Here is a 19,514-nt window from a genome sequence, read left to right on the forward strand (position 1 = left end):
GCATAGCTAGGCTATTGGCTGGGTGCTGCCTGTTCTCCTTCAGGGGGGGCTTGCCCTTCAGGTGCAGGAGCAGTGCCCAACGGAACGTCCTTGTTGTAGATGTAGGCAATCAAATCAAAAGCAGCGTCCAGTTCCCCTGTGTCTTGAACAGGATTTAAGCTGATGTTGCTCACCCGGAACAGCGTGCGCAGACGTTCTATATCTCCCATCAGATTGATCAGCTCCGTATAGGGGCCACGCAGAGCGACACGGGTGGTCTGCACTTGGATGGCGGGAGCGATGATCCCAGGCACTTCCGGATTGGCCGAAGACGCTGGAGTCAGTGGAGAAGGGCTAAAGCTGCGCAGCTCGCTGTTGGGCTGCCCCTGCACCAGCCGGTTGAGATCCAGCAGTTGCGTGTCGGCATTCTCGGGGGTGGAGAGCAGGGCACTGATCTGTTCCCGCTCCACGCGAGCTCTCTCGACCTGATTGGGCACATCTTGCAAACTGGCAATCTGGCTCTTTATGTCCTGCAACTGGGTGGTTTTGTTGGCTACCTCCCTTTCCAAAGCCTGTACCTCCTCGATCAAGGGGCGAAGTTGGGTGAAGGCCAGAAACCCCGCCGCGCCTAGCCCTGTGATCCCGATTAAAAGACCAATTCGAATGGGGGTCAGCTCCACGCCCAGCAGTACCGGCGGCCCTGCCGGGGGAACCACCAGTTGTTCGTCGGGAAAACCTTCAACCGATCCAGTCATCAGTTCGCCTCCACTCGACGCAAAATGTTGATCTTTTCAACCAAGCCTATCGCTCCCCGCTGCTCCAGCTCGCGGGTAAATTCTGGGTCGGGATCCCCCAGGGTACGGATGGTTACGGTTATGCCGTAGGTAACGCTGGGCTCGGTTACGTCTGTGCCGTCCACCCGGGAGCTGCTGTTCAGGACGGCGCTGGTAACAAAGTTGGAATCCAGCAGGGTGAGCAAAAAGTCGTTCACCAGGGGAAAGTCCAGCGCCCCTCCTTGGATATTGACAGTATCCCCGGAAGCGCTGATGTTGGTTATCCATACCCCCTGGCCGGGGATCTTGCGCCGCAGCTCTTCCAAGATGGCCGACCAAGGCTGGACGGATCCCAGAAAGGAGCGGAACCCTTCCGTTTGGGCGCGAATGGTTTGCAGCTCTTGATTGGCATTCTGCAGCTGGGACAACTCAGCATTGGCTGTGCTGAGCTCACTGTCAAGGCGAGCCTGCTCCGCCCTCAAGGTTTCTCTCTGGCGGGAAAAGCTGTCTTGGAAATACCAAAAAGCTCCCATCGCTACAGCAGCAACAGCAACCCCCAGGCCAATGGCCGGGATCCAATTCTGGGATCCCTCTGCAGCCTCAGCTGCGACTACTGCTCCCCCACCTGTTCGAGCTGTGGTGAGGACATCCGGCCTTTCTTTGAGGAAATTGATCTCCGGTGTGTACATCTCTTTAACCGCCTTGTGCGCTATTTCATCGGTTGGGCGAGCTTGCGCTGCCTGCTGCCGCTACTTGGTGTCTTCCCGTAACGCCAACCCCAGGGCCACTCCCATTGCTGGGCGTTCCTCCAGGGGCAGTTCCACTGAATCCGGCACGACAATGTTGCCAAAGGGATCCGCCAACTCCACCGCCACGCTCAACGACTGAGATAAGAAGCCGTCGATTTGGCCGATGCTTGCCCCAGTTCCGGCCAGCAGTACTTTCACCACAGGCGAGCTGCTTTCTGTGCTCGTAAAGAAGTCGATGGAGCGCCTCAGTTCATCCGCCAAATCGGAGACAACGCGCGTTACTGCTGCTACACCGGGATTGCTGGGCGCTGGCTGTTCTCCCGTGGCCAAAACATCGGTGGGGTTGATCAGGGGTAACCTCAGAGTTCGCAACAGGTCGCCGGTGCGGCTAACCGGCAGATTCAGGGATTGGGCCAGCACCTGCCGCATGTGGATGGTGCCGATGTTGACGGTGCGGGTAAATTGCGGGATCCCGTTCACCAAAATGCTGATCTCGCTGCTGTCGTAGCCGATGGAGCTAAGCAACACAGCCTCTTGGGGGCCGTACTGGGTTAGCTGGTCGCGGATGGTGCGAATAAGAGAGAAGCTGGCCAGCTCCACACAGCGCACCTGCAAGTTAGCCGCCTGCAGCACCTCTAGATAGTTGTCCACCACCTCTTTGGGGATGGCCACCAGCAAGACTTCGATGCGCTCAATGCCATCCTGGGAAAGATCGAGACCCAAGGGCTGGTAGTCGACATCCGCCTGATCCCGCGGATAGGGAATGTAAAGTTCGGCCTCCTGCTCCAAAACCACCCGGCGCAGCTCATCGGCAGGTAGGTCGGCAGGCAGGCGAATGAGACGAACGATGGCCTCCCTTACGGGCACTGCTGTGGCTGCCGGCAGGTTGGTGGGCACTTTGTTTTCATTGAGCAAATTCATCAGGATCAAGCCAACTGTGCTCGGATCGAGGATGCGCCCTTCGACCATCGCCCCTTCTGGCATGTCCACGCTGTGGTAGTGGGCCAGACGATAGCGACCATTGCCCTGCTTTTTCAGTTGGGCAACGGCGATGCGCTCGGGGTTGATGTCCACCCCAAGCATGGTTCGGGTTTTGGAACCACCAAGAAAACTAAACACGCCGGGAAACCCCGCCCTTTGCGCTACTGCTAGAGGCATACTACCCAATTTGTAGGTGGGTTACCACTGTTCGCCATTGGCCGCGGGGAAATCCTTGTCTGGGCCGATCCCTCCCTGCCAGCCGCAAGTGCAGGGCTTGCGCGGTGTTGAGCGGTGTTGGAAATTCGCTTGACTCAACGGGTCTGTTGCCGCGCCCACTCACGGAACTGTTGTAACCGCTCACAACCCTTCTTCCTCGAGGGCCTGGACGTTTTGCACAATCCGGGAGAGCTCGTTTTTCTCATCCACATTGATGCGGGTCGGGGATCCGCTGATGATGCGCTCGTAGCCCCGGAAGGAATCGCGGATTTGGATGCCCGCATTGGAGATGAGGTACTCGCGGATCCCTTTGTCGTGCCAGGATCCCCGCATTTTGAAGACGTTGAGGGCGCGGGCCATTTCTCCGCGGATCTCCACGTATTGCAGCAGGATGATCGTGTCGGTGATGGTGGAAATATGGGATTCGGTGATGGAATGGGATCCCATGAATTGGTCGGTGGTGTTGGTGAAAAAGCCGGTGATCTCCTCCTGCTTGGCCAGGCCAGTTACCCCGATTACAAACTGGCGGAAGGCATTTTGGCTCACCCCCCGCGCCAGCGCCGACAGGGAGTCAATGGCCATGCGGGAGGGCTTGAAGGCCATCATCTCGGTTTTGATCTTCTGCAGGTGGTCTTCCAGGCCGGCAGATTCTGGGTAGGCGCAAATGATCTTGAGGAGGCCCCGCCGCTCGAACTCTTCCAGCTCAATGCCCCAGGAGGAGGCGTTGCGGGAAAGCTGCGCCCGCGACTCTTCGTAGGCAAAGAGAATGCAGCGTTCCCCATCCAGGCAGCCCCGCTCCAGGAATTTGCTCACCAGCGAGGTTTTGCCCGTGCCGGTGGCGCCGGTGGCCAAAATAATCGAGTCTTTGAAGAAGCCGCCGCCGCACATTTCGTCCAGCTTCTCGATGCCGGAGGAGACCCGCACGTTGGAGGAGCGCTGCGTCAGTTGCATGGCTCCCAGGGGGAAGATGTTGATCCCGTCATTGGTGATGGTGAAGGGATATTCCCCCTTCATGTGGGTGGTGCCCCGCAGCTTCAAGATCTCGATGGTGCGCCGCCGTTTCTCTCCTTCCAGGATGTTGCGCAGGATCACCACGTTATCGGAGACGAATTCCTCTACGCCGTAGCGGGCGATGGGGCCGTACTCGTCGGTGCGCTCCGTGGTCATGACGGTGGTGACGTTGGCCTGCTTGAGGCGGGCCGTCAGGCGGAACAGCTCCCGCCGCACCACACCGGCAGGGTCGTACTGCTGAAAGATGGCCGTCACCGAGTCGATGGAGACCCGCTTGGCTTTGTATTTGCGAATGGCGTACTGAATGCGCTCGATGAGGGCCGACAAATCAAAGTTGCCGCTCACCTCATAGCCTTCGGGATCGGGGGAGGCATCCAGGATAAACAGTTGGCCCCTGTCGATGAGGGCCTGCAGATCCCAGCCAAAGCTGGAGGCATTGCGAATGATATCGGCGGGGGTTTCCTCAAAGGTGACGAAGATCCCCGGCTCTTGATACTTCACAATGCCGTTGTAGAGGAACTGCATGGCAAACAGGGTTTTGCCGGTACCGGAGGTGCCGCTGACCAGGGTGGTGCGTCCCAGGGGCAGCCCACCGTGGCTGATGTCCTCAAAGCCCTCGATGCCCGTCTGTTTTTTGGGGATCCCTCGCAGCTCTGAGAGATCCGCTCGGTGGTTGTCTGGGGTTGGTTCGGTGGAGTCCTCTGCGGTGTTATCTTGTGGCTTTTCTGGCTCAGAAGGCCCCAATGACTGGTTCATCCCACTCTCCTTGCTCCTGCAGCCTGTCTCAAGCCTCTTCGTCCAATTCTTCGTAGAGCAGATCCAGGCCGATGAGCACTTTCTCGCGGTTGGATAGATCGCCAATAATCTTCCGCACCGGTGGCGGCAGGATTTTGGCCAAGGTCGGCGTTGCCAAGATCTTATCTTCCTCTGCCAGTTGCGGATTTTTCAAGACATCGATCACCTTCAGGCTGTACACGCCGCGGAACTCCTTTTCTAGGATGTCTTGCAAGGTGCTGAGGGCACGCAGAGAATTGGGGGTGTTGCCCGCCACGTAGAGCTTGAGAACATAGGCTTTGCGAGTGGACATATCTAAGGATCCCTTGGGGCAGGTTTGGGAATGGAGCGGCGGTACATTTCGCTCAGGTGGGCCATCACATCGATCAGGGTAAGGCGGTAATCCAGCAGGATCTCTTCGCTGCGGCCTTCCAGCTTCAATTGTTTGGCAAAGTCTTCCATCAAGTTCATGTGCAGCTCCAGCAGTTGAGCAGCGCCAATATCGGCAAAAAAGGCCAAGGCCACCAGTTCATCGATGCGGGCATTGGCGGTTTCGGGAGACTGAAAGTATTCCAGGACAATCGCCTGGTAAAGGCCGCGCAGCCGTTGCATCAAAGCTCGCTGCTCGTGGGGCGGGAGGCGACGGTAAAACAGCTCTGGGTCACGATGATAGTACACTCCGGCGTAGCCCAGCCGTTCCCGCAATTTCTCCGCCAGCCGCCGTTGTTGTTGGTTGCTGTAAGCCAGGTAGGGCTGATCGCTGGGATGCACTGGGCCCTGCGGGAGGCCGCAAGTGGGAGACATCTGCAGAAACAAGGCGATGGCCCGATCCACCAGCAGCTCCAAGACGGAAGGGGATCCCGAAGCGGTACAGTCGGCCCGCACCTGCCCCTTCAGCTCCTGTGGCGAAATGGGACGGACGAGGGTGGCGTTGTGGTAGAAAAACTGCTCTCGCTTGAGCAATGCTTTCACCAAAGATGAGGTGGCAGGGATCTCTCCTTCCGTCTCCGGTGTTTCCTTTGGCAGGTGGGATCCTTCCAGCACAATCGCCAGCACCGTCGGCAGCAGCAGCCCCCACGCGCAGAGCTGATTGCCCAGATCGTGCAGCTCTTGCAGCCGAGTGGGATCCACCAGGAGCACCAAGCAATCGACATGGCCGTCTTGTCTCCTGAGAGCCTCTAGGAAGGTAGCTTGATCCTGAAAACACTCGACAACAAAGCGTTCAGGGGGTAGCCAGTCCTCGCAAGCTAGGGGCTCTCCTGCTGGCGGCTCCCAATCCAGCAACAGGTTGATGCGCAGTGGATGGGTGTCAGGCAACAAGACAAAGGATGAAGATATATTTCCTATCTTAAATCTGACCGGGATCCGCGCTCACCGGCCAGAGGAAAAGAGCGGGAGAAAAACCTAAACTAGGGGTGAGTGAGCTGCTGCCGAGATCCCTATGGTGCCCCTGATCATCGACTGTGACCCTGGCCAAGACGATGCGGTGGCTCTGCTGCTGGCTATGGCGTCGCCAGAAGAGCTGCAATTGCTGGGCATTACCACGGTGGCTGGCAATGTCTCCTTGGACAAAACCAGCCGCAATGCTCGACAGATCTGTGAATTGGCCGGTCAACCCCAGATGGGGGTGTATGCCGGCTGTCCCCGCCCTCTCTTGCGCCCTCTGGAAACCGCCGAGCAGGTGCATGGCAAAACCGGGATCGACGGAGCGGATCTGCCGGAGCCCCAGATGCCTTTGGGATCCCAGCATGCGGTAACCTATCTCATCGAGACGCTGATGGCTGCCCCTGAGCTGGTTACCTTGGCTTTGCTAGGCCCGATGACCAACTTGGCGGTGGCTCTGGTGCAGCAGCCCCGAATTGTGGAGCGCATCCGGCGGCTGGTGTTTATGGGGGGATCCGCCTTTGAGGGGAATGTTACGCCGGCAGCCGAGTTCAACATCCTCACCGATCCCCACGCCGCCCAGATCGTGCTCAGCGCCGGGATCCCGGAGGTGGTGATGCTGGGCTTGCACGTCACCCAACAGGTCCTCAGCACGCCGGAGCGGATTGAGCGCATCCGCGCCCTGGGCACCCGCGTTGGGCGGACGGTGGCCAACATGCTCACCTTTTACGGTAAGGTCGACGTAGAACGCTACGGGCTACCGGGAGGGCCGTTGCACGACCCTTGTGTGATTGCCTATCTGTTGCAGCCGCAGTTGTTTGAGCTTAAGCCCTGCTACGTCGAGGTGGAAACTGCCAGCTCCTTGAATCTGGGCCGGACGGTGGTGGATCGCTGGGGATCCAGTGGCCGCCCTGCCAATGTCCAGGTGGCTTTTGGGGTGGATGCCCAGGGGTTTTACCACCTGCTCACCGAGCGCTTGGGCCGTTACCAATAATTCCGATAGTCCTTGATAGTTCTGATCCTTAATCCTTGAGGCCAGATCTGAGGTGGAGAATCCCGGCGCCGTCCAAAGTGCCAAGCTGGAGTGGGTGAACCTGCCCACCGCCGTCACCCTGCTGCGGCTGGCAGGGATCCCTTTTATTCTGCTGGGGCTGAGCCTGCAGTCCCCCTGGGGAGAGAGATTGGCCCTCTGGGCTTTTTTGCTGGCGGCAGCAACCGATTGGCTGGATGGCCATTTGGCCCGCCGTTATGGGCTGGTAACGGATGTGGGCAAGGTTTTGGATCCCTTGGTGGATAAGCTGCTGGTGTTGGCCCCGCTGCTGGGCTTGTTGGAGCTGGGGCGGATCCCTGCTTGGGGAGTGTTTTTGCTGGTGGGGCGGGAGCTGGCCATCGCCGGCTGGCGGGTCAACCAGAGCCAGATCCGCGGCGCCAATCTCTGGGGCAAAGCCAAGACGGTAACCCAAATCCTGGCCATTGCTTTGCTGATTCTGGGGTGGCCGGGAGGGATCCCTTGTTTTTGGGTGGCGGTGGTTCTCACCCTGATCTCGGGCCTGACCTACTTGCACGCCGATCATCCCAATCATGCGAAGTCACCCGGCAGGTCATAACCTCTGTCAGATCCCCCCGTCCCTCGCCGACAGAGGAGACCCCCCACCTGAGCAGCGCATCCTCGGCCTAGATCCAGGTCTGGGAACCATGGGCTTCGGCTGCATTCTGGCGGGATCTGCGGGGTTGAAACCTGTGGATTATGGGGTGATCAGCACCCCCAGCCAACACTCGATGCCGGAGCGGCTGCAAACGCTGCACGAGGATTTGAGCCAGTTGCTGCGCCAACTGCGCCCGCATCAGGTGGGGCTGGAAAAACTTTTTTTCTATAAGATGGGCAACACCATTGCCATTGCCCAAGCCCGCGGCGTGATCCTGCTCACCTTGGCCCAGCATCATCTGCTGCCGGTGGAGTTTACGCCCGCCCAAGTCAAGCAAAGTTTGACGGGCTACGGACGCGCCGACAAGCAGGCTGTACAAGCTGCTGTGGCCCGGGAACTCAACCTGCCCAGCTTGCCCCGCCCGGATGATGCCGCCGATGCCTTGGCGATTGCCATCACGGTCTGGCACCACCGCTTCTCTTGAGGGATCCCGTCCCTGTCCAATCCCCTGCCTTCGGCAGGAGGTGAAAGATGTTAGCGTTGAGTAGCTAAAAAAGTTCGGTGCTGCAGCATTAGCTCCACAAACTCCCGGAAGAGGTGATCGGCATCATGAGGGCCGGGGCTGGCTTCCGGGTGATACTGCACGGAAAACAGGGGCAGGTGACGGTGGCGGATCCCGGCCACGGTACGGTCATTCAAGTTGAGGTAGCTGATCGTGACCTCATCGGCGGGGATCGAAGCGGCATCCACCGCAAATCCGTGGTTCTGGCTGGTGATCTCCACTTGCTTCTCCAACCCGCAAGGGTGGTTGAGGCCGCGGTGGCCAAACTTGAGCTTGTAGGTGGATCCCCCCAGGGCCAAGCTGAGGATCTGATGGCCCAGGCAGATCCCAAATAGGGGCTTCCCGGTTTGCAGCAGCGCTTGCGTGGTGCGGATGGCAGTCGTCTCAGCGGCGGGATCCCCTGGCCCATTGGAGAGGAAGATCCCATCGGGGTTGTAACTCAAAATCTGCTCCGGGCTGGCATTGGCCGGCAACACCATCACCCGACAGCCATAGCGGGTAAGGCGGCGCAGAATGTTGCGCTTAACGCCGAAATCCAAGGCCACCACCCGCAGGGGCGGCTCCGGCACTGGGATCCCTTGGCTGCGCCCATAGTCCCAGTCGGCGGGGGTAGGTTCCAGCCACTCGTAGGGTTGGGGAGTAGTAACTTCCGCCACCAAGCTCAACCCCTGCATGGAAGGAGCCTGGCGCACCCGCTCCAACAAAACCTGGGGATCCAAAGTCTCCGTGGAAAGGGCCCCGTTCATCACCCCCTGAGAGCGCAGCCGCCGTGCCAAAGCCCGCGTATCTACCCCAGCAATGGCCGGGATCCCATATCGTTGCAGGTATTCGGGGAGGGTGGATGTAGCCCGCCAGGAGCTGGCCAGGCGAGACACATTGCGGGCGATGATCCCCGCAACCTGAGGCCGAGCCGATTCTTCGTCCAGCTCATTGACTCCGGTATTTCCCAGCTCCGGACAGGTGAAGGTAACCATCTGCCCCCGGTAGCTAGGATCGGTGATCACCTCCTGGTAGCCGGTCATGCCCGTGTTAAACACCACCTCGCCCACCGCCGTGCCCGGCGCCCCAAAAGACCAACCGGCAAAGGAAGTGCCATCCGCCAGCACCAGCAAAGCAGGCTGACGAGATTGCCAAGGAAAGGTTTTTTCCTGAAGGATTGGGGAAGAAGGGGCCATGCGCTACCCAAAAACATCGGCCTGACCATCCTACCCTCTTTCAAGAAGGTTGCAAGCCTGTCTACTCTTCTGCATCTGTTCTACTTGCACAAGCCGGGTCGTTGTCCTTGAGGATAGTGCCTATCAAGGTGATCACCACCACGCAGCGGTTTTCTCCCTGAGAGTAGGTGCTGCTGACTACAAAGCGACCCAGTTGACGGGCCCGGCCATCGGATTCAAAAACCGCCCTTCCGTCATTGAAGGTGTTGGCTACAGTTACAAAATTGTTCAGGCGTAGCCGCTGACAGGGGGTGGGTTCATCGCAAAGGCCCTGCTCATCTTGAATAACCAGAGTCGGTACGTTTGGCTCTGAATTGTCCACCCCCACCACCCAAGCTCGGCCCAAGAGAGAAGCCCTGGCGTTGGTGCGGGCGGTGCGCAAAGCCCGCTCTACCTTGTTTTGCGCATCATCAAGCTGGATCCGGGCCCAGATATTGATCCCAGAGGGAACGGCCAGCACAGCCAAGATGCCGATGATGACAATAACCGCCAAGACTTCTATCAGCGTAAAGCCCCTTGTCTGGGCAGGTGCAATCCGTCTAGATCCGCTCACCGAGGCCAGCATAGGCAGGAATCCCCCCTCTGGGCAAGTCATATGGGCTTGACTAGGCTTGACGATTGAACACACCACGGGCCAAAACTTGAGTTTGCATCGCCGTCAAGTACCGCGACACCTGTTCCGCATCGACACTCGTCGCATCTTGAATGTAGCGCCGGAACAAACCAGGGTTGGAGCGTTCCATAGCGGTTGCTGTAATGTTCACAATCACATCTTGGGGAAGGCTCGCAGAGCCACCGCGCCGGACACAGACATAAAAACCCACATCGTTCTGATTGACCCCCAACCCCGAGAAGGTAACCCCGTTGGGTCGGCCTCCTCCAAAGGCATAGCCCTGTGGGCAAGGGGGAGCAACCTGGGGGCTGTCCTGCCGGCTGCTGAAGATGTTGGAGACCAGAGTTACCAGTCGATTACCTTGATTGCCTGCCCCAGCAATGGGAGTTTGGCGAGCCCTAGCTTGCTCAGAGGGCCAAACCAGAAAGCCTTCCCGGAAGGGATCCGGATCCTCGACAAAAAATCGGCTGCGCTCAGTGCATGTGTCATTAAGAGGTTGCAACTCAAACCTAGCAATGCGCGCATTACCCTCCCAGGGGGTGCTGCCGTCTGGGTTACCGGCGTTGTTGTAGTTGCGCTGCAAGTAATACACAACCAAGGTGTAGATGTTGCGGCGGCTGCGAATGTTTTCCCAATCAGATTGGGAAATGCCTGAAGGTCTTTCCTTCAAAGTTACTCGGCCTTCTCGGATTTGTTGCAACGTCGGAGGGCCTTGATAGCAATCGCGTGGGATCGGATTCAGCTTCCAAAAGGCGACCACTGGAATGGCCCCATCGGGGCGGCGAATCCAGCCGGGGGTGTAAAGCCTTTGGATGAGATCTGGCGTTCCGTCTCCGTTGGGCTGTTCCGCATCGTTGTAAATGTAAAGAGCCTCCGCCAAATCCTGCTGGATGAATTCCATGGCTTGGGTCAGCTCCGCCTGCACCTGGGTGCGGCCCGTCTCTTCCCGATCCAGCCGCATCGTCTCGATAACGATCATGCCGGTGGCCAGCAGAAAGATCGAGGCTACCACCAGCGACACCAAAAGCTCGATGAGGGTAAACCCCGCACTCTGATTAACCCTCCGGCGTAAGACCTTGAACATAGGGAAACACCACTACCTTATATCTTGTAAATCCAGAGAGGGATCCTGCCAATCCGCCTCAGGGCAATGAGCTAGGGGCTGCCGGGCAGAGGAAATGCCTCACAGTTGCTGGCTGGGGTTCCACCGCTGGCTTGGACGCTGGCCAGGATCCCCCGGCAAACATCGCCCAAATTGGCAGCCAAGTTGATTTCTACAATCGAGCTGGCCATGGGAAATAGCCAAACATCGGCATTGGCTAAGTTCTGGTTGGCAGAGACCGACTCGGTTCGCAACCCAGGAAGGGCCTGTCGGGTCGCTGGGTCAAAAGAAAAGCGGTGGTAAACCCTCACCCCCATCAGGAAGGTGCAGGGAACCCCCGCAATCACGGTGTTGTTGCGTCGGTCAATACAATCTCCACCACCACTGCGAAAGGTTTGAATGACATATTCTTCAGGGTTGCGTCCTGGCAACTGAATTTGAGCCAAGCGAATCGAATAATTGGCCCCGTTAGTATCCATAGTGGCCGGTGCTGGGGTACTTGCCAGGGGATTCGCTCCAACTCTGGGCAGACGGGCCAACTGAGCCGGGTTCTGAAAGGCAACTGGGTTAGCGGCCAGCTCCAGGTCAACCAGCGTGCGGATCCGATCCACCTCGGCCTGGGCCAGTTGATTGGCTACCTCCACGCGCTCGGTCATGGCCCGCCGGTAGGCGATCAGGGTGAGAGCAGGAGCAAGAGCGGCCATAGCCAAAGCCACGATGACCACCGAGGCCAAGACCTCAATGAGCGTGAAGCCTTCTGCTTCCAATTGCTGCCGCAAAAGCCGCCACCTTTTCATATCCCCTCCAGCGCTCGCCCAGATCTGCCTACCTTGAATCTACCCCTGGCATGGGAAGTCAATATCAGTTGAATTCGTTGCAGCCTCCAATCTGAGCAGCAGCCTGTAGAGGAACACCTGGCTGCTGTTGCAAGGCACAGCGCAGCCGCCGCACATACGGATCCTGAGGATCCAGCTCTCGCAAGAACTCGGTGCGGGTATTGGAGGGGAATTGGAAGCGGGCCGACACCGCGCTGGGACGACGGGCAATTTGCAGACCCACGTCGTAGCCGAAGCGGCGGTTGGGTGGGAAGTAGTAGTCGAAGCCCCGCACAGAGGTTGGATCTGGCACCAAGTTGGGTGGCTCGAAGCTGTGCTGCAGGAAGGGGCCGGTGGCGTAGGTGCTGTAGTTAAGCTGGATCATCGAGCCGCTGAAGAAGAGGTTGACATCTCTCCACAGCTCGTTGAGCCGCAGGAAGTTGTGCATGCCCCCGCCTGTCTGATTCAGCCGAGACGGGATCACACCGCTGATGGCAATGGCATTTACCCGCGTTTCCCTGGCCGGCTGGAGCTGCCGGTTTTGGGTGCCGTTGTCGTTGCGGCGGCGCTGGTTTACATCCGCTGAGGCCAGCTCTTGGAAGCGGGGAATGGGAATGGGCCGCCGGGTCACCTCATCCAGGATTACCCCCAGCACAGGGTTGTTGCCGGCAAAGCCGGTGGTGGGCTTGTTCAGATCCAGGGTGAAGGGCTCTACGTCCACCCACTCCGGTTTATTGCCACTGCCGCCATCCCGATCAACCTGCACCTGGATGGTGTTGCCGTTGGGCTTGACGTAGAAGCAGAGGCCATTGCGAATATCTTCACTGCCCTCGTGGTTAATGTAGTATCCGTCCGCATACTTGGACGCGGGAGTGTAGGCTTGGGTCGCGGCGCTTTTGTTGACTCGGGCATAGGGGTTGAGCACCATCTGCGGCTGAATTTCTAGCTGAATGGGGTTGCCGGGAGGCTCAGGAACCAGATCCAACCCAAACAGCGGATCCCGATCCAAAACATCCCAAGGCTCGTCGGAGTCGCGAACGCCGTTGCTGTTCTTGTCCCAGAAGTTCAGTTGGCCGTCTCCGTTCCAGTCTTTGATGCGCAACGTGCTGGGGCGGCTGGCAGCTGTGTAGGCGGTGTACTTGAAGCGGTCGTTGAAGTTGGGGCGAAATACCCCCGGCACCCAGAAGCCACCGTCGGTGGGAGTGACCTTTTCTTCTGAGTCACAGCGAACAGTTCCATTGGGATTGAGCAATCGCCGCCGCAGTTGCCGCGCCCAGTCGTCGGTGCCTAGGCTAAGAGTTCCGGAAATCGGAGAAGCACCACTCTCGGCAGGGCGAATGCCGGGTTCTTTGCTGGGGTTGGCGATCTGGCTGGAGAGCAAATTGCCTCTCAGTCCGGCGCGGGCAGCATAGGCGGGCTCACCAAACATCCAATTGAAGGCCGCCTGCAGAGCCTCGGCAGGGTTGGGCCACTTGGGCGGCTTGGGCACTCCCGCCTTCACCTCCAGCACCGGCGAGAGCTGCGGCTCCAGAGCAATGGTCACGCCTTCAGTAGAAGCCTTGGCCACCGTGTTCACGCCGATCGTCTCCGGCTCTGGATCGGCTTGGATTTCGTGGACAGGGCGCAGCTCCACCGTGTTGGGCTTGGCTGCCATCCACTCGCCCAAGGGGCTCTTGGAAGGAGTTTCTGGGGCAAAGACGCTCGGCCCGCAGGGAGGCCCCTGGCAGGTGAGATTTTGCGTCTGCGTCTCGGTTGCTGGACAGGTGGGGCTGCTGGTGCTGGCAATCAGGTTGCGCGTTCGAGTTTGGGTAACCGTTGTAGTTTGGCCGCAGGCAACCCGAACCTGGCTGCAATCTGGGGGTGACCAGGGGCTCCACTCGCTGTAGTTGCAAATCCGCGGGCAAGGAAATGGCCGGTTTTCTATAGTAGTGGTGGTTCCGCAGCTTGAGGTGCAGTTCACGGTGCGGCTCTGAGTTATTGTCTGGCCGCCGTCGGCCACCGTACACTGAGGAGTCCAGTCTGTGTAGGTGCAGGTAGGCTCCGGAGGCCGGCAGGGGAAGGTTCGGCGGTCAGTTTCGACAAAGGGGCTTTGGCTGCGACAGAGCGGGGTTACTGTGCGGCTGCGGGTTTGGGTGATGCTGGTGTCGCTACACCGCTGCTGCTGGGTACACTGAGGCGTCCAATCCGACCAAGGCCCGTAGTTGTACTGAGGGTCGCAGGTGATCCTCCGAGTTTGCGGTGTTGGCGGAGTGCCAGGGCAACCGGCAGGCAAGGTGGCAGTTCTGGTTTGGATAATAGTGGTTTGCTGACAGATGTTGGGGTCACATGCAGGAGTCCAGTCTGTCCAGCGGGGAGCGCAGTTAAGGGGGGTTGCGCAGGAGCGCTGATAGGGATCTCTATTCTCATCGAGCCTCCTACCCTCGATTGGATCCGGCTGGCAAGGTTTGTTCACCCCCTGCAGCGGCTTCAGGTACCGCAGGTCGTAGTCTTCTAGATCGCTGTCATCGCGAGTGGCAAAGCGCAGGGAGGCACTGCCGGTATTTTCGTAAGTTTGGATCTCCACCAAGTAGGGCGAGGGCTGGGATGGATCCGCGCACTCCAGCTCCAATCTCAAGGCAAACTCGTTGCTGCCGCTATCCAACCAGGCTTCGGCACCTGCAGCGTTTGGCCCTAGGTTGAGGGGAGTTCCGTTCCAAACTCCGCGGTTCTCGAAAGTGGCATCGGAGCCGTCCCGCCGTCGAATGATCAGCCGCACGCCGTCGTCGCCGTTGAGAATGCGGTAGCTCTGTAGGCCAGGCCAACGGGGATACAGCTCCCCTACCCAGCGAACGACGAAGAAGTCGTTGCCGTTGTTGTTGCCGCTGCCGGATCCACCGCTTCTGCGCCGCCAGCAGGAGCGCAGGAAGTTGAACTGGTTGGGGTTGTTGAATACGAGCTCGCTAGTTCCTTCTCCGTTGGGGAGGAGCCTGTATCCAATGCGAGGGTTGCCGACAGGCTTATAGGAATAGCCGATATCATCCGCATCGATGGGCGCGTTCGGCAGGCCGTTGTTGCCGTCCGGCTCTCCGCAACTGGGCATCCAGAACCAGTCGCCGCGATCCCGCCGATCAGGACTGGGATCAGGCGGGTTGAAAGGTGGCCGAGGCTCCCAAAGATTCGGCGGCGAGAGAATCGGCACCGACAGGCGGCAAAGGGGCTGCAGGATGGTGAGGGGTGGCTGAAAAATAGTATCAATCAGCGTGGAGTTGCAAGCAGGGGTGCTATTATACAGCCGCCGCTTAAAGGGAGAGTTGGAATTCAGATCGTTGCTCCTGCCGAACCGGTACTGGAAGCCGCCCCACCAGGGGAAACCAGGGCCGCTGCGGGCAAAGCTGCTCGGATTGACGGTGCCATCCGCATTACTGATAGCATCGCGCACGCAGGCCCAGCGCTGCCCACCGCTCCCATTTGGATTACACGTGGGCGCACTGCTGGTGTAGCCGTTGTTGTACTGGCCGATGGCGTCCGGCATCGGTTCCCAATTCCCCGTGTCGACGGGGAATATCGGATCCGGCCAGCGCACCGCCCGCAGGTAGGGCAGGTTGCGGTTTTGGGCAGTTTGGAGCAGACCTACAGGACCTAGAGGATTATTGGGGTCGGCAAACCCTGTGTTGCGGTCGTACTGGTTCTGCGGGCTGCTGAGCCAGCCGTTGTAATACTCGGCCAGCAACCCAGAGCCGCCGGGATCCGGGCAGGGTCCCAGCGGAGCCACCAGCACCCAGCGGGAGGTATCCAGCACCGGGTTGCCCAAAGCCGAGATGCGCACCCCAAAGTTGGCATAGCCCGTATCGGGTGCCCGCAAGAGCCGCACTTCGGGCACGCCCAGCCCTGCGGTTCGGTCAGCTTGACCGGAGCTGGCATCGGTACTGTTGCGGCGGGCAAAGATGGTGTCGCGGGCAAACACATCCGGCCAACCCGGTTGGTTGGTATTGTCGCCCAGGTTCTGGGCCCCGTTCGTGTTGTCAAAGCGCAGAACGCCAGCGCTGTCGGGATCCGGAGCCGGCCAGTTGTTGCCTCGGATCACCAGCGCTTGGTTGAGGAAAGAAGTGTTGGCTCCTAGGTTTGGCCCGCTGCAGCCGTAGTAGTCGCTGCGGCGAGGTGCTGAGGCCCGTCCACCGGCGAAGTCTTGGCCAGCCACATAGTTGCTGCCGCCGCCATTGAGGGTGCCATCCTGCACAAAGCCATCGTCGAGGCTGCCGTCGCAGAAATCAGCAGAGAGGATGTTTACCGAGTCTCCCAGCACGTCGCTGGGCCGCCAAAGATCCTCCGCCGCCCGGGCAAAGCGCCGGTCTTCATTGGATCGCAGCCGCCCGTAGAAGTTGCTGTAGAGGCCATCCGCCCCGAAGTTGAGGAGAGTTGTGAACTCCTCCAGCCGATCCCCGTTCCTCGTCTGGTGCAGGTTAAAGTCCCCTTGGATATAAACGGGGTTGTCGGAAACAAAGGAGAGACCGAAGATCGCCCTATCGAGGCTGAACCCACCCCGGGCCAATACCGCTCCATTGCGCAGGCGGAAGCCGTAAGGTCGCCGATCCGGATCGGCATAGTAGTCCACCGGTTTGGGGCTGAGACCTTGCTCGGAAACAGGGGGATCCCAGACCGTTTGGCCATTGGCCGTGCCTCGATTCGGCTGACCGGCGTTCATAACGCCAGCGCTGCCCAAGTCACCGCGGGCATTTCTGTTGCGCCAGCTGGTTAGGTAGCTATCAAAAGTGCCCAAGGGTGGGCGGGCAATGGCATCTTCCCGCACGGCATCTTCCCGGAAGGCGTAGAAAATGCCACCCTCGCGGCCTTCTTGCACACCGGCAGGCAGCCAAGTATCTCTCCAAGTATCTCTGTTGATCAACCCGTTGTCCTGTCCGTTGACGTTGTTGGTCAGCAGGGCCAGGTCGATGTTGAGGGCCCGCACCGCCATCGCCTCGCGGCCATCGTAAAAGACGGAATCTTTGAAGGGCACGCGATGACACTGGTTGCCAATCCGAATGAGATCAAATTGGTTGCTATTGGGGCCAGCAGCAGTGCAATTGGCTGGGGCATGGGGCAAAGCCCAGTTGCCAATTCCAGAACGGGGCTCCAGAGCAACCTCGTTTAAGTTGGTTACAGCCTGATAGCTGACTGTGCTCGGAAGGAAGGAGTAAGCGCTGCGCCGCTCCGTTTCCAGGGTATCCGTCTGGTTGAAACTGGTGGTCGGGAAGATGTAGCGCAGCGGCAGATAAAACCGATTGGCCGCCTCTCGGTTCCCAGCTCGGCTGGCTTGAATGTCGTTCCAGAGGGTTTGAGCCGCTGGATCCCCGGCATTGGCAGCCGCCTCAATGCGGAGCATGTTGTCGGCCAGCATGCCCAACATGCAGCCTGCCGTTTGCAGGGTGGTTTGGTCGGCCAGGCTCAATTGGTCAACAGAGGTGCCTCGGTTGACGATATCAATAACCCGCCGCAGCTCGGAGAAGTTGCCAAAAGCCGTAATAAACGGATCCGGGTGAATGCGGCCCGCCTCTTGACGCGGCGGATAGGCCCCATCGGGATCGCCGGCAAAATTGGCCAGGTTGGTGAGGGCCGTCCACAAGGGGGTGCCCGGAGCTAGCCGAGCCTGCATCGGGGTTGGGTCATATTCCCAGACATTGGTGCCCTGCCCGGTGAAGAAGTTGATGCCCAGTTGAGTGCGCTGGTCGCCGGTAGGGAAGGTGGAAGCCCGCTGCAAGCTCCAGGGAGAGCCTGGGTGGGCCACCGTAGCCAGGCAGGCTATCGGAAAGCGGCCATCTCTGTTGCTGTGGTGGTAAACGGCTGTGGCCTGCACCGCCGCCGGGTTATCTCGCAGCGTCAGGCGTTGCCGCGCCTCGTTGCTGATGAAAATGGGCTGCAACTTGGTGGGATCGTTGGGATCCCCGGTGGGCACCAAAGGCAAAGGCAAAGAATCTGTGCGAGTCAGCTCCAGCCGCTGGCCCACGATCACCCGCAGACCTTCCACACGGGCCCGCCGCTCCCAATAGCCATCCAAGCCCACCTCGGAAAGGGCGCCTGGGGGTGGGTTGTCTTGCGTTAGAGATTCCCTCTGGTTGTTCTGAGCATCCCCAGGGATCGGAGCACCAGCACTGACACCAAACGTTTGAGTAAAGGTGTCCACATCGCAGCCCCTTGCCGGATCAGGGCTGACCGGTGGGCGGTCATAGCTGGCCTTGGGGCCAAAGCGGTTGTCGGCCCGGTAAACATCGTCCACGTAGGGGGGGCAGACTTGGTCTTCCGTTGACTGAAAGCCGCCTGCTTGAACTCGTCCTGGTGGGCCACTCTCTGAATTCCGCTTGACATTAATTGGAGAGACTGACCATCCCGCTGGATCCTGGGCGTAGGTTCCGCGGGTACGAATGCGACCAAAAAGCTGTAGCTCCAGCGGATCCAGAGCTACCATCTCAGGAGCTGCGGTGTTTTGAACCGAATCGAAATTGAGGTTATTCAGGCGGGGAAGGGGCGTACTTGGCGGCACATCCGCCACGCCGGGGTGGGCATCAAAAATTAGGGTGTCGCTTGCATCCTGCCCGGCATAGCCGATGGCCCCTGCCACCAGCTCGCCAAAGGCTGTAATTTCAGAGTTATCGACAGGCATGTAGAAGCAAGACTGCTCGGAGCTGATGGTGAAAGCTCGGAACAAATTGTTGCTGGCGTAACGGAAAAAGAGGCTGCCCCCCGCGTAGATGGCACCGTTCCAGTTGTAGCCAGGAGTGAAGAAATACTCTAGGTCGCCGCGGCTGAAGGCTCCCCATTTGTTAAGCAGATCCCTCCGCCGATCCTGCTGAAATTGCAAAGCCGAAATGGCACGGGTGGTGGAGTCGGCACCCGCAATAGGCAAGGTGACGGCATAGACTTGAAAGGGCTTGTACAACGCAGAGCCAACCTGGAACCAATCCCCCACGTTGGGGTTGACCGTCTGTTCAGCCGGAGAATCGGTACACCCCGCCAAGGCCGAACCCTGCAGTGGCCCACTGCGGATCAGCAGCCGCCGCGCCCGCTCGGTATCCGTCAGGTTAGCCTCAAAGTCGCTGCCGGCAGCCCGACGGGTGTTCAGAATAGTATAAACCGTTACGGAGTCATTGATGCCATTGTTGTCGGTATCCGCCAAGAACCACCAAGCGGGCGCCTGAACCCGGACGTTCAAGTTTTGTCCCGGATTTTGCGGATCCTCCACCTGAATGTTGGTGGCGATCACGAACTGAGTTTCGTCGGGGAGGATGTAGGGCTCATCGGGATCCCGAGGAAGCAGACCCCCTGCCCCATCGTTGATGAGGGCTGCGGCAAATTGCGCATCCGTCGGGGCGCTGTTGGGCAGGCGGGGATCCCGAACTAGGTAATCGATCTTAGCTCTAGCCCGGTCAATGGCCGTATTCAGTTGTCGGCTAATGGTTTGCCCCGCTCGTTCCACCTGGGTTTGGATGCTGCGCTGAGTGGAGCGGGTCAGCAGCCCCACCGTCACCAAGCTCAAGACCAGCACGATCAAAATGGCAACCGGCAGGACAAAGCCCCGCTCTCGAATCTTGCGCTGATCTACCCGTGCTTTCAAAGAACCGAGTAAGCGCAGGGTGAGCTTGAGCAGCAGCGTGGAAGGAGCAGACATACCGTATCTCGGACAACGTGAAGGGGAAGGCGGCACCCCAGGGATCCCTGTCAAGAT

14 protein-coding genes are annotated in these 19,514 nt (G+C 59.3%); 3 read left to right on the forward strand and 11 right to left on the reverse strand.

The window, feature by feature from the left end; all coding sequences use genetic code 11:
• Positions 1-11: 11 nt before the first annotated feature.
• The 6 genes from NW816_RS03860 to NW816_RS03885 all read right to left on the reverse strand — a co-directional run bounded on the left by NW816_RS03860 (position 12) and on the right by NW816_RS03885 (position 5,803).
• On the reverse strand, positions 12-734 hold the full coding sequence (locus tag NW816_RS03860; RefSeq protein WP_414329096.1) for a hypothetical protein: 723 nt from the start codon (positions 732-734) through the stop codon (positions 12-14).
• Positions 734-1,441 carry a PilN domain-containing protein gene (locus NW816_RS03865; protein WP_414408299.1) on the reverse strand — a complete coding sequence of 236 codons (708 nt, stop codon included), beginning with the start codon at positions 1,439-1,441 and terminating at the stop codon, positions 734-736. Before NW816_RS03865 ends, NW816_RS03860 begins: the two co-directional genes overlap by 1 nt.
• Before the next feature lie 60 nt (positions 1,442-1,501).
• On the reverse strand, positions 1,502-2,620 hold the full coding sequence (gene pilM / locus NW816_RS03870) for a type IV pilus biogenesis protein PilM (RefSeq protein WP_414408300.1): 1,119 nt from the start codon (positions 2,618-2,620) through the stop codon (positions 1,502-1,504).
• 219 nt (positions 2,621-2,839) lie between these two features.
• On the reverse strand, positions 2,840-4,465 hold the full coding sequence (gene kaiC, locus NW816_RS03875; RefSeq protein ID WP_414357428.1) for a circadian clock protein KaiC: 1,626 nt from the start codon (positions 4,463-4,465) through the stop codon (positions 2,840-2,842).
• A 28-nt stretch (positions 4,466-4,493) separates the two neighbouring features.
• A complete protein-coding gene (gene kaiB / locus NW816_RS03880; RefSeq protein WP_011430723.1) occupies positions 4,494-4,796 on the reverse strand; it encodes a circadian clock protein KaiB in 303 nt (100 codons plus the stop codon).
• Positions 4,797-4,798: 2 nt separating this feature from the next.
• The gene (locus tag NW816_RS03885; RefSeq protein ID WP_414408301.1) at positions 4,799-5,803 is read right to left on the reverse strand and encodes a circadian clock protein KaiA; all 1,005 of its coding nucleotides are present in this window, start codon (positions 5,801-5,803) and stop codon (positions 4,799-4,801) included.
• A gap of 121 nt (positions 5,804-5,924) precedes the next feature.
• Here NW816_RS03885 and NW816_RS03890 point away from each other — a divergent pair, with 121 nt between their 5' ends.
• The 3 genes from NW816_RS03890 (at position 5,925) to ruvC (ending at position 7,996) form a co-directional block, all read left to right on the forward strand.
• The gene (locus tag NW816_RS03890; RefSeq protein WP_414408302.1) at positions 5,925-6,860 is read left to right on the forward strand and encodes a nucleoside hydrolase; all 936 of its coding nucleotides are present in this window, start codon (positions 5,925-5,927) and stop codon (positions 6,858-6,860) included.
• Between the two features lie 94 nt (positions 6,861-6,954).
• Positions 6,955-7,473 carry a CDP-diacylglycerol--glycerol-3-phosphate 3-phosphatidyltransferase gene (gene pgsA / locus NW816_RS03895; RefSeq protein WP_414408346.1) on the forward strand — a complete coding sequence of 173 codons (519 nt, stop codon included), beginning with the start codon at positions 6,955-6,957 and terminating at the stop codon, positions 7,471-7,473.
• Positions 7,448-7,996: a crossover junction endodeoxyribonuclease RuvC gene (gene ruvC, locus NW816_RS03900; protein ID WP_414408303.1), complete on the forward strand. Its 549-nt coding sequence runs from the start codon at positions 7,448-7,450 to the stop codon at positions 7,994-7,996. The genes pgsA and ruvC overlap by 26 nt, the downstream gene beginning before the upstream one ends.
• Positions 7,997-8,046: 50 nt before the next feature.
• On the opposite strand, the gene carA is transcribed toward ruvC, so the two are convergent.
• From carA to hpsA, 5 genes are all read right to left on the reverse strand, one after another.
• Positions 8,047-9,249 (reverse strand): glutamine-hydrolyzing carbamoyl-phosphate synthase small subunit, encoded by a 1,203-nt coding sequence (gene carA, locus NW816_RS03905; RefSeq protein ID WP_414408304.1) that lies wholly within the window; start codon positions 9,247-9,249, stop codon positions 8,047-8,049.
• Positions 9,250-9,310: 61 nt separating this feature from the next.
• Positions 9,311-9,853: a Tfp pilus assembly protein FimT/FimU gene (locus tag NW816_RS03910; protein ID WP_414408305.1), complete on the reverse strand. Its 543-nt coding sequence runs from the start codon at positions 9,851-9,853 to the stop codon at positions 9,311-9,313.
• Positions 9,854-9,893: 40 nt separating this feature from the next.
• The gene (locus NW816_RS03915; protein WP_414408306.1) at positions 9,894-10,985 is read right to left on the reverse strand and encodes a type II secretion system protein J; all 1,092 of its coding nucleotides are present in this window, start codon (positions 10,983-10,985) and stop codon (positions 9,894-9,896) included.
• A gap of 71 nt (positions 10,986-11,056) precedes the next feature.
• Complete coding sequence (locus NW816_RS03920) at positions 11,057-11,800, reverse strand: prepilin-type N-terminal cleavage/methylation domain-containing protein (RefSeq protein ID WP_414408307.1); 744 nt, start codon at positions 11,798-11,800, stop codon at positions 11,057-11,059.
• 64 nt (positions 11,801-11,864) lie between these two features.
• Positions 11,865-19,457: a hormogonium polysaccharide biosynthesis protein HpsA gene (gene hpsA, locus NW816_RS03925; protein WP_414408308.1), complete on the reverse strand. Its 7,593-nt coding sequence runs from the start codon at positions 19,455-19,457 to the stop codon at positions 11,865-11,867.
• Positions 19,458-19,514: the final 57 nt, after the last annotated feature.

The organism is Synechococcus sp. W55.1, assembly GCF_047461655.1.
Lineage (GTDB): Bacteria > Cyanobacteriota > Cyanobacteriia > Thermostichales > Thermostichaceae > Thermostichus.